General features: G+C 63.3%; 19 protein-coding genes, 1 tRNA gene and 1 pseudogene. 17 read left to right on the top strand and 4 right to left on the bottom strand.

The window, feature by feature from the left end:
• The first annotated feature begins 14 nt into the window (after window positions 1-14).
• Both E9229_RS00875 and E9229_RS00870 read left to right on the top strand, forming a co-directional pair.
• The gene (locus E9229_RS00875) at window positions 15-1,274 is read left to right on the top strand and encodes an ATP-binding protein (protein ID WP_183509348.1); all 1,260 of its coding nucleotides are present in this window, start codon (window positions 15-17) and stop codon (window positions 1,272-1,274) included.
• Window positions 1,267-1,917 carry a LuxR C-terminal-related transcriptional regulator gene (locus tag E9229_RS00870; RefSeq protein WP_183509347.1) on the top strand — a complete coding sequence of 217 codons (651 nt, stop codon included), beginning with the start codon at window positions 1,267-1,269 and terminating at the stop codon, window positions 1,915-1,917. Before E9229_RS00875 ends, E9229_RS00870 begins: the two co-directional genes overlap by 8 nt.
• Before the next feature lie 76 nt (window positions 1,918-1,993).
• On the opposite strand, the gene E9229_RS00865 is transcribed toward E9229_RS00870, so the two are convergent.
• Window positions 1,994-3,193, bottom strand: a complete 1,200-nt coding sequence (locus tag E9229_RS00865; RefSeq protein WP_183509345.1) for a pyridoxal phosphate-dependent aminotransferase — start codon at window positions 3,191-3,193, stop codon at window positions 1,994-1,996.
• 133 nt (window positions 3,194-3,326) lie between these two features.
• Window positions 3,327-3,902: a hypothetical protein gene (locus E9229_RS00860; RefSeq protein ID WP_183509344.1), complete on the bottom strand. Its 576-nt coding sequence runs from the start codon at window positions 3,900-3,902 to the stop codon at window positions 3,327-3,329.
• Between the two features lie 242 nt (window positions 3,903-4,144).
• Between E9229_RS00860 and E9229_RS00855 the strand changes: the two genes are divergently transcribed.
• The 9 genes from E9229_RS00855 (at window position 4,145) to E9229_RS00815 (ending at window position 11,331) form a co-directional block, all read left to right on the top strand.
• Window positions 4,145-4,441 (top strand): hypothetical protein, encoded by a 297-nt coding sequence (locus tag E9229_RS00855; RefSeq protein WP_183509342.1) that lies wholly within the window; start codon window positions 4,145-4,147, stop codon window positions 4,439-4,441.
• Between the two features lie 118 nt (window positions 4,442-4,559).
• Window positions 4,560-4,632, top strand: a tRNA-Trp gene (locus E9229_RS00850).
• Window positions 4,633-4,756: 124 nt separating this feature from the next.
• Window positions 4,757-5,023, top strand: a complete 267-nt coding sequence (gene secE / locus E9229_RS00845; protein WP_312855564.1) for a preprotein translocase subunit SecE — start codon at window positions 4,757-4,759, stop codon at window positions 5,021-5,023.
• Window positions 5,024-5,081: 58 nt separating this feature from the next.
• Complete coding sequence (nusG, locus tag E9229_RS00840; RefSeq protein ID WP_183509340.1) at window positions 5,082-5,858, top strand: transcription termination/antitermination protein NusG; 777 nt, start codon at window positions 5,082-5,084, stop codon at window positions 5,856-5,858.
• A gap of 131 nt (window positions 5,859-5,989) precedes the next feature.
• Window positions 5,990-6,421, top strand: coding sequence for a 50S ribosomal protein L11 (rplK, locus tag E9229_RS00835; RefSeq protein WP_183509339.1), 432 nt, complete (start codon window positions 5,990-5,992; stop codon window positions 6,419-6,421).
• A gap of 140 nt (window positions 6,422-6,561) precedes the next feature.
• Window positions 6,562-7,269, top strand: coding sequence for a 50S ribosomal protein L1 (gene rplA / locus E9229_RS00830; RefSeq protein ID WP_183509337.1), 708 nt, complete (start codon window positions 6,562-6,564; stop codon window positions 7,267-7,269).
• A gap of 1,651 nt (window positions 7,270-8,920) precedes the next feature.
• On the top strand, window positions 8,921-9,490 hold the full coding sequence (gene rplJ, locus E9229_RS00825) for a 50S ribosomal protein L10 (protein ID WP_183509336.1): 570 nt from the start codon (window positions 8,921-8,923) through the stop codon (window positions 9,488-9,490).
• Between the two features lie 67 nt (window positions 9,491-9,557).
• Window positions 9,558-9,932: a 50S ribosomal protein L7/L12 gene (rplL, locus tag E9229_RS00820; protein ID WP_183509335.1), complete on the top strand. Its 375-nt coding sequence runs from the start codon at window positions 9,558-9,560 to the stop codon at window positions 9,930-9,932.
• 304 nt (window positions 9,933-10,236) lie between these two features.
• Complete coding sequence (locus tag E9229_RS00815; RefSeq protein WP_183509334.1) at window positions 10,237-11,331, top strand: acyltransferase family protein; 1,095 nt, start codon at window positions 10,237-10,239, stop codon at window positions 11,329-11,331.
• Window positions 11,332-11,335: 4 nt separating this feature from the next.
• Here the strand turns inward: E9229_RS00815 and E9229_RS00810 are convergent.
• Together E9229_RS00810 and E9229_RS00805 are read right to left on the bottom strand one after the other, a co-directional pair.
• Window positions 11,336-11,811, bottom strand: a pseudogene (locus tag E9229_RS00810) (aminoacyl-tRNA deacylase).
• 4 nt (window positions 11,812-11,815) lie between these two features.
• Window positions 11,816-13,009: an acetyl-CoA C-acetyltransferase gene (locus tag E9229_RS00805; protein WP_183509332.1), complete on the bottom strand. Its 1,194-nt coding sequence runs from the start codon at window positions 13,007-13,009 to the stop codon at window positions 11,816-11,818.
• Between the two features lie 330 nt (window positions 13,010-13,339).
• Between E9229_RS00805 and rpoB the strand changes: the two genes are divergently transcribed.
• The 6 genes from rpoB (at window position 13,340) to rpsG (ending at window position 23,983) form a co-directional block, all read left to right on the top strand.
• Window positions 13,340-16,846, top strand: a complete 3,507-nt coding sequence (rpoB, locus tag E9229_RS00800) for a DNA-directed RNA polymerase subunit beta (RefSeq protein ID WP_183509331.1) — start codon at window positions 13,340-13,342, stop codon at window positions 16,844-16,846.
• A 132-nt stretch (window positions 16,847-16,978) separates the two neighbouring features.
• Window positions 16,979-20,872, top strand: a complete 3,894-nt coding sequence (locus tag E9229_RS00795) for a DNA-directed RNA polymerase subunit beta' (protein ID WP_183509330.1) — start codon at window positions 16,979-16,981, stop codon at window positions 20,870-20,872.
• A 148-nt stretch (window positions 20,873-21,020) separates the two neighbouring features.
• Window positions 21,021-21,824 carry an IclR family transcriptional regulator gene (locus E9229_RS00790; RefSeq protein ID WP_183509328.1) on the top strand — a complete coding sequence of 268 codons (804 nt, stop codon included), beginning with the start codon at window positions 21,021-21,023 and terminating at the stop codon, window positions 21,822-21,824.
• 271 nt (window positions 21,825-22,095) lie between these two features.
• Window positions 22,096-22,605, top strand: a complete 510-nt coding sequence (locus E9229_RS19150; protein WP_312855690.1) for an FAD-binding protein — start codon at window positions 22,096-22,098, stop codon at window positions 22,603-22,605.
• 533 nt (window positions 22,606-23,138) lie between these two features.
• Window positions 23,139-23,513, top strand: coding sequence for a 30S ribosomal protein S12 (gene rpsL / locus E9229_RS00780; protein ID WP_183509327.1), 375 nt, complete (start codon window positions 23,139-23,141; stop codon window positions 23,511-23,513).
• Window positions 23,513-23,983 (top strand): 30S ribosomal protein S7, encoded by a 471-nt coding sequence (rpsG, locus tag E9229_RS00775; protein WP_183509326.1) that lies wholly within the window; start codon window positions 23,513-23,515, stop codon window positions 23,981-23,983. The genes rpsL and rpsG overlap by 1 nt, the downstream gene beginning before the upstream one ends.
• The last annotated feature ends 17 nt before the right edge of the window (window positions 23,984-24,000 follow it).

Raw genomic sequence — 24,000 nt, 5'->3', positions numbered from 1 at the left:
GCTTGGATGGAAGCATGACAACAGCCCAGACCCGCCCCGCCTTGGTTCGCGCGGAGCCGCGCATCCTGGCCGGCGTCTGCGCCGGACTCGCCGCGCACCTGGGCCTCTCGCCGCGAGCCGTGCGCCTGCTGATGGTCGCAGCGGTGTTCGCCGGGGGTGCCGGGATAGTGCTCTACGGCTGGCTCTGGATCTTCATGCCCACGCTGGACGATGCCGCCCGCGAGGCGGAACTGCGGGCCGGCCCGGGCCGCACCTCCCTTGCTGAATCGCTGAACCGGGTGGTGGAATCGCAGCGCGCGGGAAGCGGCGGCGCCAACCGGGAGATCCTCGCCGGTGCCGGCCTGCTGCTGGTCGCCGGCCTGGTCGCCGCCCAGCTGCTGGGCCTTCAGATCAACTGGGGCGTGATCTGGCCGGTGCTGATCATCGTCGCCGGCGCTGTCATCACGTGGATGCAGCTTGACTCCGGCGGACGCGAGGGGCTGATCCGCAGCGCCGGGGCCAACCGTGCCGCCGGCCTGGCCCGGCTGGTGGCCGGCGTCGCACTGGTGGTGCTGGGCCTGGTCCTGCTGCTCTCGGGCACCGTCGCCTGGTCGGCGCTGCTCTCCGGGCTGCTGGTCGGCGCGGTGCTGCTCGGCGGCGTGGCACTGGTGCTGCTGCCCTGGGCGTTGCGCTTCTGGCGTGGTTACAAGGTCGAACGTGCCTCGCGGATCCGCGCCGACGAACGTGCGGAGATAGCGGCCCACCTGCACGATTCGGTGCTGCAGACGCTCGCGTTGATCCAACGCCGGGCAGGGGACCCGGCCCGGGTGATGCTGCTGGCCCGGGCCCAGGAACGCGAACTGCGCCAATGGCTCTACCGTGAGGCCCCGGCCGCCGAGGGCGACATCGCCGAGGCCATCCGAGGCGAGGCGGCGCTGGTGGAGGAAAGCCACGGGGCGCACATCGACGTGGTCACCGTCGGGCAGCTTTCCGGCCTGGCCGGGCACGACGCGCTGCTGCAGGCCGCCCGCGAGGCAATGGTCAATGCGGCCAAGCACGCCGGCGGGTCGGTCTCGGTCTACGTGGAGGCGCGCGGCGACGGCGTCGAGGTGTTCGTCCGGGACCACGGTCCCGGCTTCGACGTCGGGGCCGTGGCGCAGGACCGGCTCGGCGTCCGCGAATCGATCATCGGGCGCATGGACCGCAATGGCGGCTCGGCGTCCATCGGCAGTTCAGAGGACGGCACCGAGGTGCGCCTGTCCATGAAGCACATCCAGGGAGAAGAACATGAATGAGCCGTTGCGCGTGGTCATCATCGATGACCACGGCATCTTCCGGTCCGGGCTGAAGGCCGACCTCGACGCGCGGATCACCGTGGTGGGGGAGGGGGCCTCGGTCGAGGAGGCCATCGAACGGATTCACCTGCACCGTCCCGACGTGGTACTGCTGGACGTGCACCTGCCCGGCGGACGCGGCGGCGGCGGGGCCGAGGTGCTCGCCGGGTGCACCGATCTGTTCGCGGAGACCCGTTTCCTCGCCTTGAGCGTCTCTGACGCGGCGGAGGACGTGGTCACGGTGATCCGTGCCGGCGCCCGCGGCTATGTGACCAAGAGCATCTCGGGTGCGCAGATTTCCGATGCCGTCGCCCGGGTGGCCGGCGGGGACGCGGTGTTTTCCCCGCGGCTTGCCGGTTTCGTGCTCGACGCGTTCGGCACCCAGGCCGCGGTCAGTGCCGACGGGGACCTTGACCTGCTCTCGGCTCGCGAGCTGGAGGTGATGCGGCTGATAGCCCGCGGCTACAGCTACAAGGAGGTCGCCAAGGACCTGTTCATCTCGGTCAAGACGGTGGAAACCCACGTGTCCTCGGTGCTGCGCAAGCTCCAGCTCTCCAATCGCCATGAACTCACCCGCTGGGCGGTGGACCGGCGCATCCTGTAATCCTGTCACCGGTTAAACCGGACCGGCCGGCGTCCCCGCAGTGCGGGAACCCGGCCGGTCCGTCGTCATGGTGGGGCTACTGGGCCTCGCCGAGCAGCGACTGGATGCGTGCCACGCCCTCGGCCAGGTCATCGTCGCCCAGCGCGTAGGACAGGCGGATGTAGCCCGAGGGGCCGAACGCCTCGCCCGGAACCACCGCCACCTCGGCCTGCTCGAGGATCAGCGCGGCCAGCTCGGCGGAGGTCGCCGGGACGATGCCGCGGATCTCGCGCCCGAACATGCCGCGCACGTCGGCATAGGCGTAGAACGCACCCTCCGGTGTCGGGCAGTCCACGCCGTCGATAGAGTTCAGGGCGGTGACCATGGCCTTGCGGCGGCGGTCGAACGCGGTGCGCATCCGCGCGACGGCATCGAGCGAGCCGGAGACGGCTGCCAGCGCCGCCATCTGCGAGACGTTGGCGACGTTCGAGGTGGCGTGGGACTGCAGGTTGGTCGCCGCCTTGATCACGTCAGCCGGTCCGGCCATCCATCCCACGCGCCAGCCGGTCATCGCGTAGGTCTTGGCGACGCCGTTGAGGATGATGACCTTGTCGCCCAGTTCCGGGGCCGCCGTGGCGATCGAGGTGAACGATGCCGCATCGTAGGTCAGGTGTTCGTAGATCTCATCGGTGACGACCCAGAGGTCCTTCGACGCAGCCCAGCGGCCGATCTGCGCGACCATCTCCGGGGAGTACACGGCGCCGGTCGGGTTGGACGGGGAAACGAACAAAAGCACCTTGGTGCGCTCGGTCAGTGCCGCCTCGAGCTGCTCGATGGTGACCTTGTAGCCCTGTTCGGGGCCGGCGAAGACCTCGACCGGCACGCCGCCGGCCAGCCGGATGGCCTCCGGATAGGTGGTCCAGTACGGTGCCGGCAGGAGGACCTCATCCCCCGGGTCCAGCAGCGTGGCGAAGGTGTTGTAGACGGCCTGCTTGCCGCCGTTGGTGACCAGCACCTGGTTCGCTTCGATGCCGTAGCCCGAATCGCGCATGGTCTTCTCGGCGATCGCGGCACGCAGCTCGGGCAGTCCGGCGGCGGGGGAATAACGGTGGAAGCGCGGGTTGCGCGCCGCCTCGACCGCGGCTTCGACGATGTAGTCGGGGGTCGGGAAGTCGGGCTCCCCGGCGCCGAACCCGATGACCGGGCGGCCGGCGGCCTTCAGCGCTTTCGCCTTGGCGTCTACGGCGAGGGTGGCGGACTCTGCGATGGACCCGATGCGTCGGGAGATGCGTGACATGTCGTCGCTTCCTGGAAGGGGAGATGAAGTTCACCACCCACTTTAGTGGTGGTGTCGCCCCGGGGCGAAGAACGGGCACGAATGTAACGTGTCCGGAGGGCCCGCGGCGCCCTCCGGCCAGGCTGAAGGGGGGCTACTGGCCCGGTAGCGTGCCGTAGCGGCTGCGGTGCAGCTCATCGGCCGCGCTGGCCTCCCGCACGATGTCCCCGCCGGTGCGCAACCGCCACCATGAGTAGGCTGCGGCCCCGGTAAGGATCAGCGGCGCCAACACTCCAGCCAGGACGTAGCCGAAACCGGCGGCGGGCAGCATGCCGAACTGCACGCCCGCGCACAGCACCAGCAGCACGGTGCCGACCCACATCAGTTCGTTACGGCCCAGGCGCATCGCCCAGAGCACCAATCCGGCGCCCAGATACCAGCTCAACGGTGCCGCCGAACCGGCCGTTGCCAGTCCCAGCACGGCGGCAAGCAGCACCTGCAGGACCATGACCCCGCGGACCTCCTTCTGCCGGCGCAGCACGAACCATGCGGCCAGGCTGATCAGCATCGGCAGGGCAACCACCGCGGCCCTCAATCCGTTGCGCCCGTCCACGTCTGGTCCCGCCATGAGTTCGAGCACTGCACCGGGAACGGCTCCCGCGGCGAAAACGGTGAGGATCAGGGTGCCGATGCGGGCGGGGAAATGGAGCGGCGAAGCGGGGGAAGTCATGACCCCCAGACTACCGCGACGGTCCGGTCGGGGCAGGCCGCCTGTGCCCAAGGAGCTGCCCACAGGCGGGGGAACAATGCTCAACGGCAACAGTCACGCCGGACTCCACGCCAGGCCTGCATGCAGCTGCCTGGTGCTCAATTCCCTCGCCGGGGTGCCGGTCCATCCCTCCACCGAGATCAGTGTGGGGGGTGGCCCTCGGCTGGAAGCCACTGCCCTGCGAACGGTTTGATGACCCGGCGATGACGGAGCCGGGCAACCGGGTCTCGTCGGGTGGACTGCCGCGCACCGTACCTTCTTCGAAGGACCTGGCCGGCCTGCCCGGCCTCCGTGATGAAACGGACGCGTCCTGGGTGGCGCCGGGTGCCCGCTATGGCTTCAAGTGGTCGGCATCCGCATTTGATGCGGTGCTGCGCATTTTTTCGGATTCCTGCGGTACGGAAAACAACAACGACTGGCCCGGACAGGGGTGCCCCGCTCAGGAGCTGAATCGTCTTTGGAAAATCCCCTGGAACACAAGGATTTTTTTCCGCGGATGAACTCGGTTCGACATTGGGCCCCGTCTTTGCGTAGACTTGATCCTCGGTGTTGAAAAACACCGCGATGTATCAAGCCGGAGCACTTTCGGTGGGGAACATCACGCGGATTTCGGTCCGAAGGGTAGTGGCGCAATTGGTAGCGCAGCGGTCTCCAAAACCGCAGGTTGCAGGTTCGAGTCCTGTCTGCCCTGCGCAGTAGCTGAAACCCGGCTTTGCCGGGAGGAAGCGCACGCAAATTCACGTCACGGTGTGTTGTGGTCAATGGCTGCAGCGCACCGTGGCTGTTTCATCTGGCTAACGCGAAATGAGGAACCGGTGACCGAAACGGCTGCGGCAAGTTCGCAGGACGGCCCGCACGGCAAGAAGCCCGTCAAGGCAGGCATCTTTGCCGGTCTGGTCCTGTTCTTCCGTCAGATGATCTCCGAGCTTAAAAAGGTGGTGACCCCCACCCGAAGCGAGTTGGTGAACTACACGCTGGTGGTCCTGGGTTTCGTCGCTCTGATGATGCTGATCGTTACCGGCTTGGACTTCCTCTTCAGTAACGGATCGATCCTGGTCTTCACCAATCCTCCCGAGCAGTAAGCCGGAACGAAGCACACCATTTCGTCTGGTGATCCAGTAAAAGAAAGCAGGAACCCCAGTGTCCGAACAGGAACTCGAACCGCAAGCCATCGACGAAGTCGTTGAGCAGGCAGCAGAGGTCGATACCGAAGAGGTATCGGCCGATTCCGTCGTTTCCGAGGACGCCGAGCAGGCTCCCGCCGTTTCCGAGGATGTCGACGATTCCGAAGAAGCCGAGCAGGCTCCGGAAGTTGACCCGGTTGAGGAATTCCGTACGCAGCTTCGCCGCCAGCCCGGCGACTGGTACGTCATCCACTCCTACGCGGGTTACGAAAACCGGGTCAAGCTCAATATGGAGACCCGCATCCAGACCCTGTCCATGGAGGATTTCATCTACGAAATCCAGGTCCCCATGGAAGAGGTCGTGGAAATCAAGAACACCACGCGTAAGATCGTTCGCCGCGTACGCATCCCCGGCTACGTCCTGGTCCGCATGGAACTGACCGATGCCTCGTGGGGCGCAGTGCGCCACACCCCGGGTGTCACCGGCTTCGTTGGCAACGCACATGATCCGGTGCCGCTGTCCCTTGACGAGGTCTTCTCGATGCTCAAGCACACCATCGTCACCGAAGATCCTTCCGAGTCCGGTAAGCCGGGCCGCGCCCCGATCACCGAGGTCAACGTCGACTTCGAGGTCGGCGAAGCAGTCATCGTCAACGACGGACCGTTCGAGACCCTTCCGGCTACGATCTCCGAGATCAAGCTGGATTCCTCGCAGCTGGTCGTCTTGGTATCGATCTTCGAACGCGAAACCCCGGTGACCCTGTCCTTCGCACAGGTCACCAAGATCGTCTAACACCCCAAAATCTTCGTTCCGGCCGGATGCTTTACCGGCAGGGAACGATCCGGCCGCCGCGCCACGGCGGCCAAACCCCCGGACACGCTCCTGTGCTGCGGGGAATTCATATGAGTAGTAAGGACCTGAAAATGGCTCCCAAGAAGAAGGTCACCGGCCTTATCAAGCTGCAGATCAAGGCAGGCGCCGCCAACCCGGCACCGCCGATCGGTCCCGCGCTTGGCCAGCACGGTGTCAACATCATGGAATTCTGCAAGGCCTACAACGCCGCAACGGAAGCCCAGCGCGGCAACGTGATCCCCGTGGAGATCACGGTCTACGAAGACCGTTCCTTCACCTTCATCACGAAGACCCCGCCGGCAGCCGAGCTGATCAAAAAGGCTGCAGGCGTTGCCAAGGGTTCCGCTACCCCGCACACCGTCAAGGTTGCGAAGCTGACCCAGGCACAGGTTGAGGAGATCGCCACCACGAAGATGGAAGACCTCAACGCCAACGACATCAAGGCTGCTGCCCTGATCATCGCCGGCACCGCCCGTTCCATGGGCATCACCGTAGAGGGCTAACAGCCCTCGACCGCACCCCTCGGGGAGCACCACCAACATAGATTACGACGACGGAACCCCGGCACCCGGGGCACCGCGTCGCAGTGGCAGGGTCGCGCGCGACCCATGAATGACCACGACTGCAAAAGGAGAAAAAGCAGATGGCAAAGCGCAGCAAAGCATACGTAGCCGCCGCGGCTAAGATCGATGCCGACAACCTCTACAGCCCGGTCGAGGCAATCGCCCTGGCCAAGGAGAATACGGCCTCGAAGATGGACTCGACCGTTGAGGTTGCCTTCCGCCTCGGCGTCGACCCCCGCAAGGCCGACCAGATGGTTCGCGGCACCGTGAACCTTCCGCACGGCACCGGCAAGGTTGCCCGCGTCCTGGTGTTCGCAAACGGCGAAAAGGCAGAGGCAGCAATCGCAGCCGGCGCCGACTTCGTTGGCTCGGACGACCTGATCGCCAAGATCGCTGGCGGCTGGACCGACTTCGACGCCGCGGTTGCGACCCCGGACCTCATGGGCAAGGTTGGCCGCTTGGGCAAGGTCCTGGGCCCGCGTAACCTGATGCCGAACCCGAAGACCGGCACGGTGACCATGGATGTCGCCAAGGCAGTCAACGACATCAAGGGTGGCAAGATCGACTTCCGCGTCGACAAGCACTCGAACCTGCACTTCATCATTGGCAAGGTTTCCTTCGACGCCGCAAAGCTGGCCGAGAACTACGCAGCAGCACTGGAGGAGGTGCTTCGTTTGAAGCCGTCCTCCTCCAAGGGCCGCTACATCACCAAGGCCACCGTGGCCACCACGTTCGGCCCGGGCATCCCGGTTGACCCGAACGTCACCAAGGTGCTCGTCGAAGGCTAGTCCTTCACCTTTGGCAGGAATTCCCCCGTGGCTCAGCCGCGGGGGAATTTTTGATTAACAAGTGCTTTGCCCGCAGCCGGGGGAGCCAGCGCGGACAACCGCATCATCGAGCACCGTAATTTCCTCCTCCACGGAAGGCTGAGCCGCGATTCGGTGATGCCCTTGACCTTGACACAGTGAAGAAGTGCGAGGTTCTTGCCCGAGGCGACTCGGCCGCGGACCTTCCGGCTGTGTCCGGGCCGGAATGCGTGGGCAATTCCCGTGCCGGCGGTGTCAGCATTGCCGACACGGCAGCACTGCGCTGGACGTGAGGCTGCTGTGGCCAACGGATCCAGGGACCAGATCAAGTAGAAGCGCACAGTAGGGATGCCGGGGATGCGAGGATTCCGGAACCATCCGGATGCCGGATTGCGTTTCCAACCCCTTTGGATGTTCAGTTGCCGCTGCGTCGTACGCATCAACCCCGCACCGGTTGTCCAGCCGGCAGGAGACCGTCGTTGCCCTTCTCACCCCGGATGATGAGGGAGCATGTCGCGCCGGACGGGAAACGAGAGCAGTCGACCCCTGCAGCAGCTCGCCGGTCCGAATCCAGGCTCTGTTACGCTGCCGCGAAAACCCGTCTCGATACCGGGGGACTGGATGCTGATCCGGGCGGTAGGGAATCAACCCACCGAGATATTCGATGGCGTCCCTCTCAGCGATGGCAGCACCCGCGGTGTGGCGGGCGAAGAGAATCCCCTGCCGTGCGTGGCTTGAGGTGCTGGGCGGGATATCTCGAGGAGCTTGGATTGAAGGATCCGATCGATGCTGTGAATACCGACAATCGATCGATCCACCGGGACGCAAAAAGGATAGTGGAATTCATCAGATCCGGACAGCGGGCTTGGCTTGCCGAAATGGTCGGTAAGGGGTCCCGGACGAGGCGTTTTATCCCCGATAAATCCCAGGGAACCTCATTAGTACACCGTGTGATGTTTATTGCTTCGTGGTAGTGGACGAGCATTCAACGGAAATGTGTCAAAATGGCGGCCATTCTCACCTTCCGTACCTGAGCTGGGACGACGCGTTGAATTGCCGAGGTCTCGGGAGGCTTGGAACGGAAAAAGACCAACGAATTGACATTACTGTAACAAACTTTTCATCTGTGCGGATCTGTTTAACCCTGCTAGTCTTAAATGGTTGACTCATTGAAGTCAACGAGGTGCTTCGGCGCCACTGATTTTTGGTTGGACCCCCAAAGCCACCAAGAGTCAACTGTGCAACGGTCTGTACCCCCAAGCCATACCGTTGCATGTGAGGCCGGGTGCTTCCGCTCTATCCCCCAAGTTGAGCGACTGCAGCCGGCCTCAGCCATTTAAGTTTCATGATTCCGAACGGTCGGGGCCACTCGATTTGGCGTGGGCCGTCCGGCACTGTTACGCTGAAATCTACCAAAGACCGTCGGTTGGGAAGATTCGTGCTTGCACGGAGAATTCCTCGAAAGTTCCCCTAGGGACGACCTGCGCAGGTGAACGAAGTTTGTAGCTCATCAGTTTGACTGGTTCGAGTTTCAGCCCCGTGCATCTGCATGGGGCGTTTTTTATGTCAGGCTCGATCCTGACCGGGGTTCCGGGTACGACCGGCATCAGATCTATACCCCGGAAGGAGTGTTATGGCAACGCCGACTAAGGTTTCCGCAGTTGAAGAAATCACCGCCGACTTCAAGGAGTCGACCGCCGCTGTCCTGACCGAATACCGTGGGCTTACCGTTGCACAGCTCAAGGAATTGCGCCGTTCACTTGGTCTCGAAACCAAGTACGCGGTCGTCAAGAACACCTTGACTGGCATCGCAGCAAAGGAAGCCGGCATCGACGCGTTCGATGGCCAGCTTGCCGGCCCGACGGCAATCGCCTTCATCAAGGGCGATGCTATTGCTGCTGCAAAGAGCCTCACGGATTTCGCAAAGGCCAACAAGGAACTCATCATCAAGACCGGCTTCTTCGAGGGCAAGTCCCTTGACGCTGCAGGTGTGGCCGCTCTGGCTGCGCTCGAGTCTCGTGAATTCCAGCTGGCCCGTGTTGCTGGTGTATTGCAGGCTCCGGCTTCCGCCGCGATCCGCAGCATCGACGCACTGCGCATCAAGCTCGAAGAAAATAGTGGCGCTGCCCCGGCCGAGGCCGATGCTCCCGCTGCTGAGGCCGAGGAAGCACCCGCTGCCGAAGCCACCACCGAAGAAGCCTAAGGCTTTTTCAAACTCCCTATTTTTTCGTGGCATGTAAATGCCGCCCCCTGGAAAGGACGCCTTCATCATGGCGAAGCTCAGCACCGAAGAATTGCTTGAAGCATTCAAGGAAATGACCATCATCGAGCTCTCCGAGTTCGTAAAGACCTTCGAAGAGACCTTCGAAGTCACCGCCGCTGCTGTTGCAGTTGCAGGCCCGGCCGCCGGTGGCGCAGCCGAAGCCGAAGAGCAGACCGAATTCGACGTAGTCCTCGAGTCGGCTGGCGAAAAGAAGATCGCAGTGATCAAGGAAGTTCGCGCGCTGACTTCCCTGGGCCTGAAGGAAGCCAAGGAGGTCGTTGATTCGGCTCCCAAGGCCGTCCTCGAAGGTGCAACCAAGGAAGCTGCCGAGAAGGCCAAGGAGGCCCTCGAGGCCGCCGGCGCCACGGTTACCGTCAAGTAGTAACCGCGCTTTGCGCGAAGGGCCCCCGTTGATCGCAAGATCGGCGGGGGTCCTTCCCTTTTAACCGCCGTGCGGTGAACTGCCCTTGCTTTGCGCATTTCCCCGCCGGGACGACACGAGCGAGGGACCGGCCCGTGGTTTCCCGGGGCGCGCCCATTTGGCGATGCTAGTGTAACGATTCGTTATGAATGAACCTGTGATGAATGAGGTCAGCAAAATGGGTTATCCGGCCCAAGGGCGAGAAGCGCCATCCACTCAGCCTCGGGAGGCAGCTGCCCCCGCTCCAGGACCTAGGCTGTCATTGTTGGATGGACTTCGCTTCGTGGCAGCGATGCTGGTGGTGCTGTACCACTACACCGCCTGGCACCACGAATTCTGGAACGGGACTCAGGCAAAGGAGGCCTGGCCTGATCTTTCTCGCGTGACCATGTTCGGGAACATGGGCGTACAGCTGTTCTTCATCATCAGTGGATTCGTCATCCTGCTCTCCTCATACGGCAAGGACATCCCGGCATTCGTGGGCAGCCGCATCGGCAGGCTCTTTCCCGCATACTGGGTTGCGGTGATAGTTTCCGGAATCCTCGTCCTGTTTATTTGGCCCGCGATGGGGGAGGGCCGGACCATCGTGGACTGGATGGTGAACCTTACGATGCTCCAGCAGGGTTTTGGCATTCCACATATGGACGGGGTCTATTGGACGTTGTGGGCCGAGTTGCGCTTCTACGTCTGGATCGCCGCGCTGATGCTCCTGCGCTGTATGACACCCTTACGGTTACTGGCCTTCACCATGCTGTGGCCACTGGCCGTCATCGCGACGAGCGGGATCCACGCCAATTGGCGTGAGCAGATGCTGGTCCCCGAGTACGCCCCGCTCTTCGCCGGTGGGATGGTCCTCTTTCTGATCTACCGCTTCGGGCACACCCCGGCACGATGGCTAGTGCTCGGATTCAACGTCGTCTTTGCCGCTTACCAGACGGGGGCCGGCGCGAGCCGGGACGCCGCCGAACTGGTCGGGTACGCGGTGCCCGCCTGGGTCTATTGGATGATCGTAGTGGCACTCTTTGCCGCCATCGCACTGATCTCCCTGACTCGGTTGGGCCATGTGTCACTCCCAGGCCTCGCGCTGGCCGGTGCGCTGACCTACCCGGTCTACTTGCTGCACGAGGTCTGGGGATGGTGGCTGATCAAGCAGCTGAGCCCGATACTGGATCCGTATGCCGTGTTGCTAATCGTGCTCGGCGTGGTTTTGACCGCTGCCTACCTGGTCTATCGGTTCGTTGAGCTCCGCTGGGGCCGGAAGCTATCCAAGGCGACGGCTGCGGGCCTGCGCAGGATCACCGTGTCGTTGACGGGATTCCTCGGTGGAACCTCGGAGCGATTGCACCGGGAACGAAGCTGACGACTCAGGCCTGATCACGGGTGTCTGCGCTCACCGCACCGAGCCCGGCGACTAATTCATCGGCATCCATGAAGGCCGAGCATCCGTGGGCGCCGGCGCCGATGGTGACCAGCTGCCCTTGCACCGAGGCGTCGGCATAGCCGGGCCACGGCGTGCTTGAGCCCAGGGGAGTGATGGTGCCGCGGTCATAACCTGGGGCCTCGAGTGCCAATTCGTCGCTGGGCAGAGGCAGGCGGCATACGCCGAGCAACGCGCGCAGCTTGGGCCAGGAGACCTGCCGGTCGCCGGGGATCAGTGCGAAGAAGAAGGACCCGTCCTTGTGCCTGATCACCAATGACTTGACGATATCCGAGGGCTTTAAGCCCAAGATCCGGCCCAGCCTCCGGCAGCGAAGAGGCCGCAGGCCGGGCCCACGACTTCGACCGTGATGCCGCGGGCCGCCGCTTCACGGACGAAGCGCTCCAAGCCCGGCCCGGTCATGGGGCTAGGGTTCGCGAATCAGCAGCAGGGCCTCGCCCTGCCCGCCGCCGCCGCACAGGCTCACGGCAGCGCGGCCGGAACCGCGACGCTTGAGTTCGAGCGCCGCATGCAGGGCCAGACGCGCCCCAGAAGCGCCGATCGGGTGCCCCAGTGCGATGGCACCGCCGTGGATGTTCGCCTTTTCCCAGGGGTAGTCCAGGTCCTTGAGCGACTGGCAGGCCACTGCTCCGAAGGCCTCGTTGATTTCGATGAAGTCCAGATCCCCGGTGTTCCACCCAGCGCTGGCCAACGCCACCGTGATCGCGTGCGAGGGCTGAGAGTGCAGCGAATTATCCGGTCCCGCCACCTGTCCCGGTGCACCGATGGCGGCAAGTACCACGAGGTTGTTCGCCTCGGCGTATTCGCGCGAGGTGAGGATGAGGGCTGCGGCCCCGTCGGAAAGCGGCGATGAATTGCCCGCAGTGATGGTGCCGTCCGTGGCGAAGGCCGGACGCAACGCCGCCAGAGACTCGACGGTGGTATCAGGTCGGATTCCCTCGTCGGTGCTGAGCAGCAACGGCTCGCCCTTGCGTTGTGCAATAGCCACCGGAACGATTTCCTGCTCGAAGATCCCGGCGTCGGCAGCTGCTGCGGCGCGCTGGTGAGAACCTGCGGCGATGGTGTCCTGCTCGGTGCGGCCCAGACCCAGTACGGTGTTCTTCGCTTCGGTGCTCACACCCATGGAATTGCCGTCAAAGGCGTCCGTGAGTCCGTCGTGGGCTACCGAATCCAAGGCCGTGATGTTTCCATAGGTCCAGCCCTGGCGGCTGCCGGGCAGCAGGTGCGGGGAGTTGGTCATGGATTCCTGGCCGCCAGCCACGACGACATCGGCCTCGCCCAGACGGATGAGCCGGGCGGCGTCGGTGATCGCGGCAAGACCGGACAGGCAGACCTTGTTGGTGGTGGAGGCCGGGACGTCCCAGCCGATCCCTGCGGCGATGGCTGACTGGCGAGCAGGGTTCTGTCCGCAGCCGGCCTGCACCACATGGCCCATGATGACAGCCTGGACGTCCTCGGCCGGCACCCCCGAACGTTCGAGGGCGCCGCGGATGGCTGCGGCTCCGAGCTGGACTGCGGTAAGCGGGGCCAGCTGGCCTTTGAGCCGCCCGAACGGGGTGCGGGCTCCGGCAATAATGACTGCGTCGCGAGGTGAGGCCATGTTCGATCTGCCTGCTTTCGGAATGGTGTGCTTGAGCGGACTTTCCTCCAGACTAGCCCCTGTGGTGCCCGCCACAGAATGCACGGCGAGGCTGGCGGCGGCGTACCCGGGAGCAAGTGGCCGGGTGGTCCGGCTGCGCGGTGGACGAGTGTGGTTGCGCGCGGGGCGTTCGACATGGTAGGCGGAAACGTGTAGTATGGAGCTTTGCGTCTTCCCTCTTTACCTTCGGCCCTCATATAGCGGTAGGCCTGCTCACAAGGTGCTGTTCATGGGCTATCCCATGCAGAAGGGCGGGCGTCGGAAACCTGACGGTCTGTGGAAGGATCCCTCTTGGTCGCCTCGAGCACCTCTAATAACCAAACCGCTAGCTCGGCCCGAAGCGCAGAATATGCCGGCCGACTCTCATTCGCAAAGATTCACGAGCCCCTTGACGTGCCTAACCTCCTGGCGCTGCAGACCGAGAGCTTTGATTGGCTCGTCGGCAACCAGCGTTGGAAGAAGCGCGTGGAAAAGGCCCGTGAGGAAGGCATCTCCGGCGTGGCATCCACGTCCGGCCTTGCCGAGATCTTCGAAGAGATCTCCCCGATCGAGGATTTCCAGGAGACTATGTCCCTGAGCTTCTCGGAACCGGAATTTGCCGATCCGAAGTACACCATGGCCGAGTGCAAGGACCGCGACGCCACATACGCCGCGCCGCTGTACGTCAAGGCCGAGTTCATGAACAACAACACGGGCGAAATCAAGCAGCAGACCGTGTTCATGGGCGATTTCCCGCTGATGACCGACAAGGGCACCTTCATCATCAACGGCACCGAGCGTGTCGTCGTGTCTCAGCTGGTCCGCTCCCCGGGTGCCTACTTCGAGCGCACCCCGGACAAGACCAGTGACAAGGACATCTTCACCGCGAAGATCATCCCGTCGCGTGGTGCCTGGTTCGAACTCGAAATCGACAAGCGCGACCAGGTCGGCGTTCGCCTCGACCGCAAGCGCAAGCAGTCGGTCACCGTATTGCTGAAGGCACTCGGCTGGACCGAAGGCCAGATCCTGGAAGAGTTCGGCCAGTACGAGTCAATCCGTGCGACCCTCGAAAAGGACACCACGGATACCCAGGAAGAAGCACTGCTGGATATCTACCGCAAGCTTCGCCCGGGCGAGCCGCCGACAGTTGATGCGGCGCAGTCGCTGCTGGACAACCTGTACTTCAATTCCAAGCGCTACGACCTGGCGAAGGTTGGTCGTTACAAGATCAACCGCAAGCTCGGCGTCGAAACCCCGCTGGACTCCTCGATTGCTTCTGTGCTGAACCTGGACGACATCGTTGCGATGATTAAGTTCCTGGTGGCGTTGCACGCAGGCGAGAAGACCATCGGCGGCATCCGCAACGGCGAACCGGTGAACGTGCGCGTTGAGGTCGATGACATCGACCACTTCGGCAACCGCCGCATCCGCGCCGTTGGCGAGCTCATCGAGAACCAGGTCCGTACCGGCCTGTCCCGCATGGAGCGCGTCGTCCGCGAACGCATGACGACCCAGGACGTCGAGGCCATCACGCCGCAGACCCTGATCAACATCCGTCCCGTTGTCGCTGCCATCAAGGAGTTCTTCGGAACCTCCCAGCTGTCGCAGTTCATGGACCAGAACAACCCGCTGGCCGGTCTGACGCACAAGCGTCGTCTTTCCGCGCTGGGCCCGGGTGGCCTGTCCCGTGACCGCGCCGGCATGGAAGTTCGAGACGTTCACCCGTCGCACTACGGCCGCATGTGCCCGATTGAAACCCCTGAAGGCCCGAACATTGGTCTGATCGGCTCGCTGGCAACCTACGCCCGCATCAACGCCTATGGTTTCATCGAGTCCCCGTACCGTAAGGTCGTGGACGGCATCGTGACCGCCCAGATCGATTACCTGACCGCGGATGAAGAGCTCGAGAGCATCATCGCGCAGGCCAACGCGCCCATGAACGAAGCCAATGGCTTCGTCGAGGACCTGGTCCTCTGCCGTGAGCGTGGCGGCGGCGGCGAGCCCGTGCTCGTGGATCCGTCGGAAATCGACTACATGGACGTTTCCCCTCGCCAGATGGTTTCGGCAGCAACCGCGCTGATCCCGTTCCTCGAGCACGATGACGCGAACCGCGCACTGATGGGCGCCAACATGCAGCGCCAGGCCGTGCCGCTGTTGGCTTCGGAATCCCCGCTCGTCGGTACCGGCATGGAGAAGTACGTCGCGATCGACGCCGGTGACTCGATCACCGCCGTCAACCCGGGCGTCGTCTCCGAGGTCTCTGCGGACCTGATCACCGTCATGAACGACGACGGAACTGAATCCGCCTACCCGGTGATGAAGTTCGCACGCTCCAACCAGGGCAACGCCTACAACCAGCGCGTCATGGTCTCCGAGGGCGACCGCGTCGAGTTCAACTCGATCTTGGCCGACGGCCCGTCCACCGACAAGGGTGAACTGGCACTGGGCAAGAACCTGTTGGTTGCCTTCATGTCTTGGGAAGGCCACAACTTCGAGGATGCCATCATCCTCTCGCAGCGCATGGTTTCCGACGATGTGCTGACCTCGATCCACATCGAGGAGCACGAGGTTGACGCCCGCGACACCAAGCTTGGTGCCGAGGAAGTCACCCGTGACATCCCGAACGTGTCCGAGGACATCTTGGCCCAGCTCGACGAGCGCGGCATCATCCATATCGGTGCCGAGGTCGAAGCAGGGGACATCCTGGTTGGCCGAGTCACGCCGAAGGGCGAAACCGAGCTCACCCCCGAGGAGCGCCTGTTGCGCGCCATCTTCGGCGAGAAGTCCCGCGAAGTGCGCGACACCTCGTTGAAGGTTCCACACGGCGAGTCCGGCACAGTCATCGGTGTTCGCATCTTCGACCGCGACAACGACGACGAGCTGCCCCCGGGCGTCAACCAGCTGGTCCGCGTCTACGTGGCACAGAAGCGCAAGATCACCAATGGTGACAAGCTGGCAGGGCGCCACGGTAACAAGGGCGTCATCTCCAAGATCCTTCCGATCGAGGACATGCCGTTCATGGAAGACGGAACCCCCGTTGACGTCGTCCTGAACCCGCTGGGTGTTCCGGGTCGAATGAACGTCGGCCAGGTTCTGGAAATCCACCTGGGCTGGGCAGCCAGGCAGGGCTGGAAGATCGAGGGCGAGCCGGAATGGATTAAGAACCTTCCGAACTTGCCGCGTGAATCCGCTCCGACGACCGTTTCCACCCCGGTGTTCGACGGTGCGGACGAGAACGAGATCCGCGGGCTGCTCGACCACACGGCGAAGACCCGTGACGGTGAGCGCCTGATCGGCAACTCCGGCAAGGCGCGCCTGTTCGACGGCCGCTCCGGCGAGCCGTTCCCGGATCCGGTGTCCGTTGGCTACATGTACATCCTGAAGCTGCACCACTTGGTCGACGACAAGATCCACGCACGTTCCACCGGTCCGTACTCCATGATCACGCAGCAGCCGCTGGGTGGTAAGGCCCAGTTCGGCGGCCAGCGCTTCGGTGAGATGGAAGTGTGGGCCCTGGAGGCCTACGGTGCCGCCTACACCCTGCAGGAACTGCTGACGATCAAGTCCGATGATATCCACGGCCGTGTGAAGGTCTATGAGGCCATCGTCAAGGGCGAGAACATCCCGGAGCCCGGCGTGCCGGAATCCTTCAAGGTGCTCATCAAGGAAATGCAGTCGCTGTGCCTGAACGTGGAAGTCCTCTCCACCGACGGCACCACGATCGAAATGCGGGACTCGGACGAAGAAGTCTTCCGGGCCGCGGAAGAACTCGGCATCGACCTTTCCCGGTCGGAACCGAACTCCGTCGAAGAGGTCTAGCTAGGAGCGCGGGGTCCCGGTGAACAACCGGGCCCCCGCCTCCGGCAACGGACCCCTCAAAGACCCACGTGGCGGAATCCCCACCGTCACGGCAACAGACTTCAGAGAACATACGAGAGAGACAGGGACCATATGTCCAGCGAATCCTCATTCGGCCTTATGCGCATTGGCCTCGCAACCGCGGAAGAGATCCGCGGGTGGAGCTACGGCGAGGTTAAGAAGCCGGAAACCATCAACTACCGCACGCTCAAGCCGGAAAAGGACGGACTCTTCTGCGAGAAGATCTTCGGCCCCTCCCGCGACTGGGAGTGCTACTGCGGTAAGTACAAGCGCGTGCGCTTCAAGGGCATCATCTGCGAACGCTGCGGCGTCGAAGTTACCCGAGCCAAGGTGCGCCGCGAACGCATGGGCCACATCGAGCTTGCCGCTCCCGTGACCCACATCTGGTACTTCAAGGGCGTTCCCTCGCGCTTGGGCTACCTGCTTGACCTGGCACCGAAGGATCTTGAGAAGATCATCTACTTCGCTGCCTACATGATCACCGCAGTCGACGAAGACCGCCGTCATGCCGAGCTCCCGAACCTGCAGGCACAGCACGATCTGGAACGCAAGAACCTGATCGACACCCGCGACTCCGACATCGCTGCCATCGCGCGCGATCTGGAAGAGACGCTGGCACGCCTGGAGGGCGAAGGCGCCAAGGCAGCGGAAAAGAAGAAGGCCCGCGACTTCGCCGATAAGACGATGGCCCAGGTGCGTAAGCGCGCCGACGCCGAGATCGAGCGGATGGAGCAGGTCTGGGACCGCTTCAAGAACCTGAAGGTCGCCGACCTGGAAGGCGACGAAGGACTGTTCCGTCAGCTGCGCGAGCGCTACGGACTGTTCTTCGAAGGCTCCATGGGCGCCGAAGCCATCAAGAAGCGCCTCCAGGGCTTCGACATGGAAGCCGAAGCGGAGATCCTGCGCGAAATCATCCAGAACGGCAAGGGCCAGCGCAAGACGCGTGCCCTGAAGCGCCTGAAGGTTGTCAACGCGTTCCTCACCACGACCAACTCCCCGTTGGGCATGGTTCTGGACGCCGTACCGGTCATCCCGCCGGAACTGCGCCCGATGGTGCAGCTGGACGGTGGCCGCTTCGCGACCTCCGACCTCAACGACCTGTACCGCCGTGTGATCAACCGCAACAACCGCCTCAAGCGCTTGTTGGACCTCGGCGCTCCGGAAATCATCGTGAACAACGAGAAGCGCATGCTTCAGGAAGCCGTTGACTCGCTGTTCGACAACGGCCGTCGTGGCCGTCCGGTCACCGGACCGGGCAACCGTCCGTTGAAGTCCCTGAGCGACATGCTCAAGGGCAAGCAGGGTCGTTTCCGTCAGAACCTCCTCGGCAAGCGCGTCGACTACTCCGGCCGTTCGGTCATCGTCGTCGGCCCGCAGCTGAAGCTGCACCAGTGTGGTCTGCCCAAGCAGATGGCGCTGGAGCTCTTCAAGCCGTTCGTGATGAAGCGCTTGGTTGACCTTAACCACGCGCAGAACATCAAGAGCGCCAAGCGCATGGTCGAGCGCTACCGTCCGCAGGTCTGGGATGTACTGGAAGAGATCATCACCGAACACCCGGTGCTGCTCAACCGTGCACCCACCCTGCACCGCCTAGGCATCCAGGCATTCGAACCGCAGCTGGTCGAGGGCAAGGCCCTTCAGCTGCACCCGCTTGTTTGTGCCGCGTTCAACGCCGACTTCGACGGTGACCAGATGGCAGTCCACCTGCCGCTGAGCCCCGAGGCCCAGGCAGAGGCGCGCATCCTGATGCTTTCCTCGCACAACATCTTGAAGCCTTCCGATGGCCGCCCGGTTGCCCTGCCCACGCAGGATATGATCATCGGCCTTCACCACCTGACCACCAAGCGTCCGGGTGAAAAGGGCGAGGGACGGGCATTCACCTCGGCATCCGAGGCCATCATGGCCATGGACCGCGGCGAATTGCACCTGAACTCGATCGTCAAGATCCGTGTTGACGGCTTCGTGCCGTCCGAGGAGCAGCCGGCCCCGGAAGGTTGGGAAGCAGGCACGCCTGCCCTCATCGAAACCTCCCTCGGTCAGGTCCTGTTCAACGAGACGCTGCCCGTGGACTACCCTTGGGTTGCCCGTGTCGCAGGCAAGGATGCCCTTTCGGACATCGTCAACGACCTCGCTGAGCGCTACCCGAAGGTCGTCACAGCAGCAACGCTGGATAACCTCAAGGATTCCGGCTTCAAGTGGGCGACTCGCTCCGGCATCACCGTGGCGATCTCGGACATTACCTCGAACATGGACAAGGCCGCAATCCTTGCCCCGTACGAAGTGCGTGCGTTGAAGGTCCAGCAGCAGTACGACAAGGGCCTCATCGCCGACGTCGAGCGCCGTTCGGACCTGATCGACATCTGGACCAAGGCGACCGACGAGGTTGCCGCGGCCATGCAGGCCGGCATGGAAGAGCTGAACACCATTAACCGAATGGTGACCTCCAAGGCTCGCGGTAACTGGTTGCAGCTGCGCCAGATCGCCGGTATCCGTGGCCTGGTGTCAAACCCCAAGGGTGAGATCATCCCGCGCCCGATCAAGTCCTCGTACCGCGAGGGCCTGTCGGTCCTCGAGTACTTCATCGCGACCCACGGTGCCCGTAAGGGCCTGGCGGATACCGCGCTGAAGACCGCCAACTCGGGTTACCTGACCCGTCGTCTGGTGGACGTCTCGCAGGATGTCATCGTTCGCGAGTCCGACTGCGGCACCGAGCGCGGCCTGACCGTGCCGATCGCCTCGGTGGACGAGATCGGTACGGTTCGCATGCACGAGACCGTCGAGAACTCGGCGTACACCCGTACGCTGGCAACCGACGTCATCGATGCAAAGGGCACCGTCCTGGCCGCGGGCGGCTCTGACGTGGGCGACGTGCTCATCGACAAACTGTTCAAGGCCGGCGTCACCGAGATCAAGGTCCGCTCCGTGCTGACCTGTGAATCGGCAGTCGGAACTTGTGCGCTGTGCTACGGCCGTTCGCTGGCCACCGGCAAGACCGTGGACATCGGCGAAGCCGTGGGCATCATTGCAGCCCAGTCCATTGGCGAGCCGGGTACCCAGCTGACCATGCGTACCTTCCACACCGGTGGTGCCGCCTCGGCGGAAGACATCACCCAGGGTCTGCCCCGTATCCAGGAGCTCTTCGAGGCGCGTACCCCCAAGGGTGTCGCCCCGATCTCCGAGGTTGCCGGCCGAGTCACCATCGAAGATGGCGACAAGCAGCTGCGCGTGGTCATCACTCCGGACAATGGCGACGAAGAAATCGCCTACCCGGTTCTGCGTCGTGCCCGCCTGCTCGTGCAGGACGGCGACAACGTCGCCGTCGGCCAGCAGCTGGTTGCCGGTGCAATCGACCCGAAGCAGGTCCTGCGTGTCCTGGGCCCGCGCGAGGCACAGAAGTTCCTCGTCCGCGAAGTCCAGGAGGTCTACCAGTCCCAGGGCGTAGGCATCCACGATAAGCACGTGGAAGTCATCGTTCGTCAGATGCTTCGCCGCATCACCGTCATCGAGTCGGGCGAAACCGACCTGCTGCCCGGTGAATTGGCAGAGCGTAACCGTTTCCAGAACGAGAACCGCCGTGCGGTCTCCGAAGGAAAGACCCCGGCTTCGGGACGTGACGAGCTCATGGGCATCACCAAGGCCTCGCTGGCCACGGATTCCTGGCTGTCCGCCGCATCCTTCCAGGAGACCACGCGTGTCCTGACCCAGGCTGCAATGGAAGGCAAGTCCGATCCGCTGCTCGGCCTGAAGGAAAACGTCATCATCGGTAAGCTGATCCCGGCCGGTACCGGTCTGGATCGCTACACCCAGGTGACGGTCGAACCGACCGAAGCGGCCAAGGCGAACCTGTTCACCGGTCAGAGCGCGTTTGCAACGGGCTTCGACTACGACGGTGTTGAGCCGGGCATGAGCCCGGAATTCCACGCCATCGCGATGGACGACTACGACCTCGGTAACGACTACCGCTAAGGCACCGGAGATGTCCGGGACCAACGGTTCCGGACACCACCCGATGTAACACCACTGGCCGGCATGCCCCATTCGGGGTATGTCGGCCAGTGGCATCTGTAGGCTTAAGCGCTGAGGGCATCGGGCCAGGGAACCGGGAAGGAAATGCGTGGCAAATTCACTCTCGGGGGAGTCCGTGATTGAACGGACGGTGAAGATCCTGCGCGCCTTCGGACGTGACACGCCGAAGCTGACCATGAGCGAGCTCGCACGGTCCACCGGCCTGTCCACCAGCACCACGCATCGGCTGGCCACGGAGCTGCTCGATGCGGGACTGCTCGAACGCGATCCCGAAGGCCGACTGGGCGTGGGCATCCAGATGTGGGAACTGGCGGCGCGCAGCAACCCGGCAGAGGACTTTCGCCGTCGAGGTCTTCCGGTGCTTGAGGGCATCCATGCGGCAGTAAGGCAACACGTTTCGCTATCGATTCCGCGCTTCGAATCCCACAGCGTGCTATATCTGGAACGGCTTGACCAGCACGGTACGGCTTCGATCCTGGCCGAAGTTGCCGGACGACTCGACATGCACACCACCTCAGCCGGCCTGACGATGATGGCCCACGCACCGCATCCGGTCCAGGAGCGATTCCTGTCCACGGATCTCGAGCGGGTGACTCCGTCTACCGATATCGATCCCATCAGTATCAGGTCGCACTTGGCACTGATCCGCGAACGCGGCTATTCCTGCCTCAAGGGCGTTCTAGTCGAGTCGAACGTGGCCTATTCCGTGCCGGTATTCGGGGTGCGGAATGCGGTGGTCGGCGCGATCGCCGTAGTCACTCCGGTGGCCGAGGACTCCCCACAGCTGATCATTCCGGTCTTGGTTGCCGCCGGGCACTCGCTCTCACGCACGATGGGCGCCGAGAAGCGCCCCTATGGCAACCGGTCGTGGCTGGATGAGGGCCGTTCTTAACCCCTCGGGAAAGCGGACTGCATCACGGCGATGATCCAGCGGATGCGGTGCCGTCGCCGGAGTGTTTTCCTGGCGGTCAGGGCCGGAGGAACCGTCGGCTGGAAACCATGCTCAGCCCCTATATAATCAATGGCAAAAATATCGTGGACAGTACATGGTTGGGCGTTTCATACGGTTCTGACGGCGCGGCGGTGAAGCACAGTCCTTATGCCAACGGGGAGTCGTGAAACAGTGCCCTGCATAACAGTGGGACCGAGAAGTGGATATCTTGGTGCTCGCCACAGGTGCGGCGTGGCTTTCTGCAGCATTGATCACCTCCGCGCACGGCGCGTGCGTGCTGGCAGCAGAAAAGACCGAATACTTGAGCAGGGGCACGGCCTCTTCGGCGGGGACCTGTTGGGTGCGCGGTAACCGGTTCCAGAGCGAGGGCGGGAACCATGACGACCGGGAGCGTGTGGTGCGCTGCCTCGATGCGGTGGGTCTCGAGGTAACCGTTGCCGAGTTCAATAAAAACGCCCGGCTGGGCGTAGATCCGAAGTTCGGCAGCGGGGCCAGCGAATTCAAGCGCTATGGCGGAGGCCCGAAGAACGCCTCGAGCCCGACGCTGGGCACCCTTGAGAAGTGGCCGTTCCATGTGGTGAAGAGCGTGCCCGGATCCTTCGGCACCTTTGCCGGGATGGTTGCGGATGCTCGTTCCAGGGTGCTGCGCAGCGATGGGACGGCCATCGGGGGGGCTGCGTGTGGTGGGCAACGACCAAGCCAGCATCAGGGGAGTGCATGACACCGCCGGTGGTATTAACATAGGCCCGGCGCGGACCTTCGGTGACATCGCCGGTCGGGACCTGGCGGGGATGGCGGCAAACGAGCACGACGGGAGCATGACAGCCGACTCCACGACATCCCGCAAACCACCGGCTTTTCGGGCTGAAGGCGCCGTGTCAGCCCAGGGATCTTGGACATGGCAGCGCGTCTTCGGCGTCTGTGCAGCATTGCTCGGGAGCGTCGGCCGTGGCGAAGCAGTGAATCGGGCAGGAGATAACCAGTCTTCCCGATGCGCGCGCGGCTTCCGCCGGTCGTGTGATGAGATCCACGTCATTAAGGTGTTCGAGTTCGTGCTACTCTTGTGTTAATTGTTTTTATGTGTGGCAAATGGACACGGTCCGGGTTGCGGGTAGGTTGCGCAACAGATGCCACACTTTTGCACGCCTACGGTCGAATCCGCGGACGGTGCGATGAAACGACCAAAAGCGCAGTTCCTGCAGCCTCGTCAAGAGTGGCAGGTGCGGCAGAACCAAGAAATCGGAGGACACGAAAGTGCCTACTATTCAGCAGCTGGTCCGTAAGGGCCGCTCGCCGAAGGTCAAAAAGACCAAGGCCCCTGCCCTTAAGGGCAACCCGATGCGTCGTGGCGTATGCACCCGTGTGTACACCACCACCCCGAAGAAGCCGAACTCGGCACTCCGTAAGGTTGCCCGCGTGCGCCTTGCCGGCGGCGTTGAAGTTACCGCTTACATCCCGGGCGTCGGCCACAACCTGCAGGAGCACTCCATCGTGCTTGTCCGCGGTGGTCGAGTGAAGGACCTTCCGGGTGTGCGCTACAAGATCGTGCGTGGCGCCCTCGATACCCAGGGTGTCAAGAACCGTAAGCAGGCTCGTTCCCGCTACGGTGCCAAGAAGGAGAGTAAGTAATGCCTCGTAAGGGCCCCGCGCCTCAGCGCCCCCTCGTTTCCGACCCGGTCTACGGTGCCCCGTTGGTCACGCAGCTGATCAACAAGGTACTCGTCGACGGCAAGAAGTCCACCGCAGAGCGCATCGTTTACGGAGCACTCGAAGGCGTACTGGCCAAGAGCGGAAACGACCCGGTCGTGACCCTGAAGAAGGCCATGGACAACGTCCGCCCGGCCCTCGAGGTTCGCTCACGCCGCGTCGGCGGCGCCACCTACCAGGTTCCGGTTGAGGTCAAGCCGGGCCGCTCCACCGCGCTGGCTCTTCGCTGGCTCGTTGGCTACTCCAAGGCCCGTCGCGAAAAGACGATGATCGAACGTCTCATGAACGAGATCCTGGACGCGTCCAACGGTCTCGGTGCCGCTGTCAAGCGCCGCGAAGACACGCACAAGATGGCTGAATCCAACAAGGCATTCGCCCACTACCGCTGGTAAAAAGCGGTTTTTGACAA

Source organism: Paeniglutamicibacter cryotolerans, assembly GCF_014190875.1.
Taxonomy (GTDB): Bacteria; Actinomycetota; Actinomycetes; order Actinomycetales; family Micrococcaceae; genus Paeniglutamicibacter; species Paeniglutamicibacter cryotolerans.
Note: the sequence above shows the minus strand (reverse complement) of the source record. Positions and strands in the feature narration are given on the sequence as shown.

Excerpts from the sequence above, each read along its gene's own strand:
- E9229_RS00875 (WP_183509348.1), top strand. The coding sequence starts at position 15 with ATGACAACAGCCCAGACCCGCCCCGCCTTGGTTCGCGCGGAGCCGCGC.
- rplK (WP_183509339.1), top strand. The coding sequence starts at position 5,990 with ATGGCTCCCAAGAAGAAGGTCACCGGCCTTATCAAGCTGCAGATCAAG.
- rpsG (WP_183509326.1), top strand. The coding sequence starts at position 23,513 with ATGCCTCGTAAGGGCCCCGCGCCTCAGCGCCCCCTCGTTTCCGACCCG.
- E9229_RS00865 (WP_183509345.1), bottom strand. The coding sequence starts at position 3,193 with ATGTCACGCATCTCCCGACGCATCGGGTCCATCGCAGAGTCCGCCACC.
- E9229_RS00805 (WP_183509332.1), bottom strand. The coding sequence starts at position 13,009 with ATGGCCTCACCTCGCGACGCAGTCATTATTGCCGGAGCCCGCACCCCG.
- rplL (WP_183509335.1), top strand. The coding sequence starts at position 9,558 with ATGGCGAAGCTCAGCACCGAAGAATTGCTTGAAGCATTCAAGGAAATG.
- rplA (WP_183509337.1), top strand. The coding sequence starts at position 6,562 with ATGGCAAAGCGCAGCAAAGCATACGTAGCCGCCGCGGCTAAGATCGAT.
- E9229_RS00855 (WP_183509342.1), top strand. The coding sequence starts at position 4,145 with ATGACGGAGCCGGGCAACCGGGTCTCGTCGGGTGGACTGCCGCGCACC.
- E9229_RS00870 (WP_183509347.1), top strand. The coding sequence starts at position 1,267 with ATGAATGAGCCGTTGCGCGTGGTCATCATCGATGACCACGGCATCTTC.
- rplJ (WP_183509336.1), top strand. The coding sequence starts at position 8,921 with ATGGCAACGCCGACTAAGGTTTCCGCAGTTGAAGAAATCACCGCCGAC.
- E9229_RS00795 (WP_183509330.1), top strand. The coding sequence starts at position 16,979 with ATGTCCAGCGAATCCTCATTCGGCCTTATGCGCATTGGCCTCGCAACC.
- E9229_RS00860 (WP_183509344.1), bottom strand. The coding sequence starts at position 3,902 with ATGACTTCCCCCGCTTCGCCGCTCCATTTCCCCGCCCGCATCGGCACC.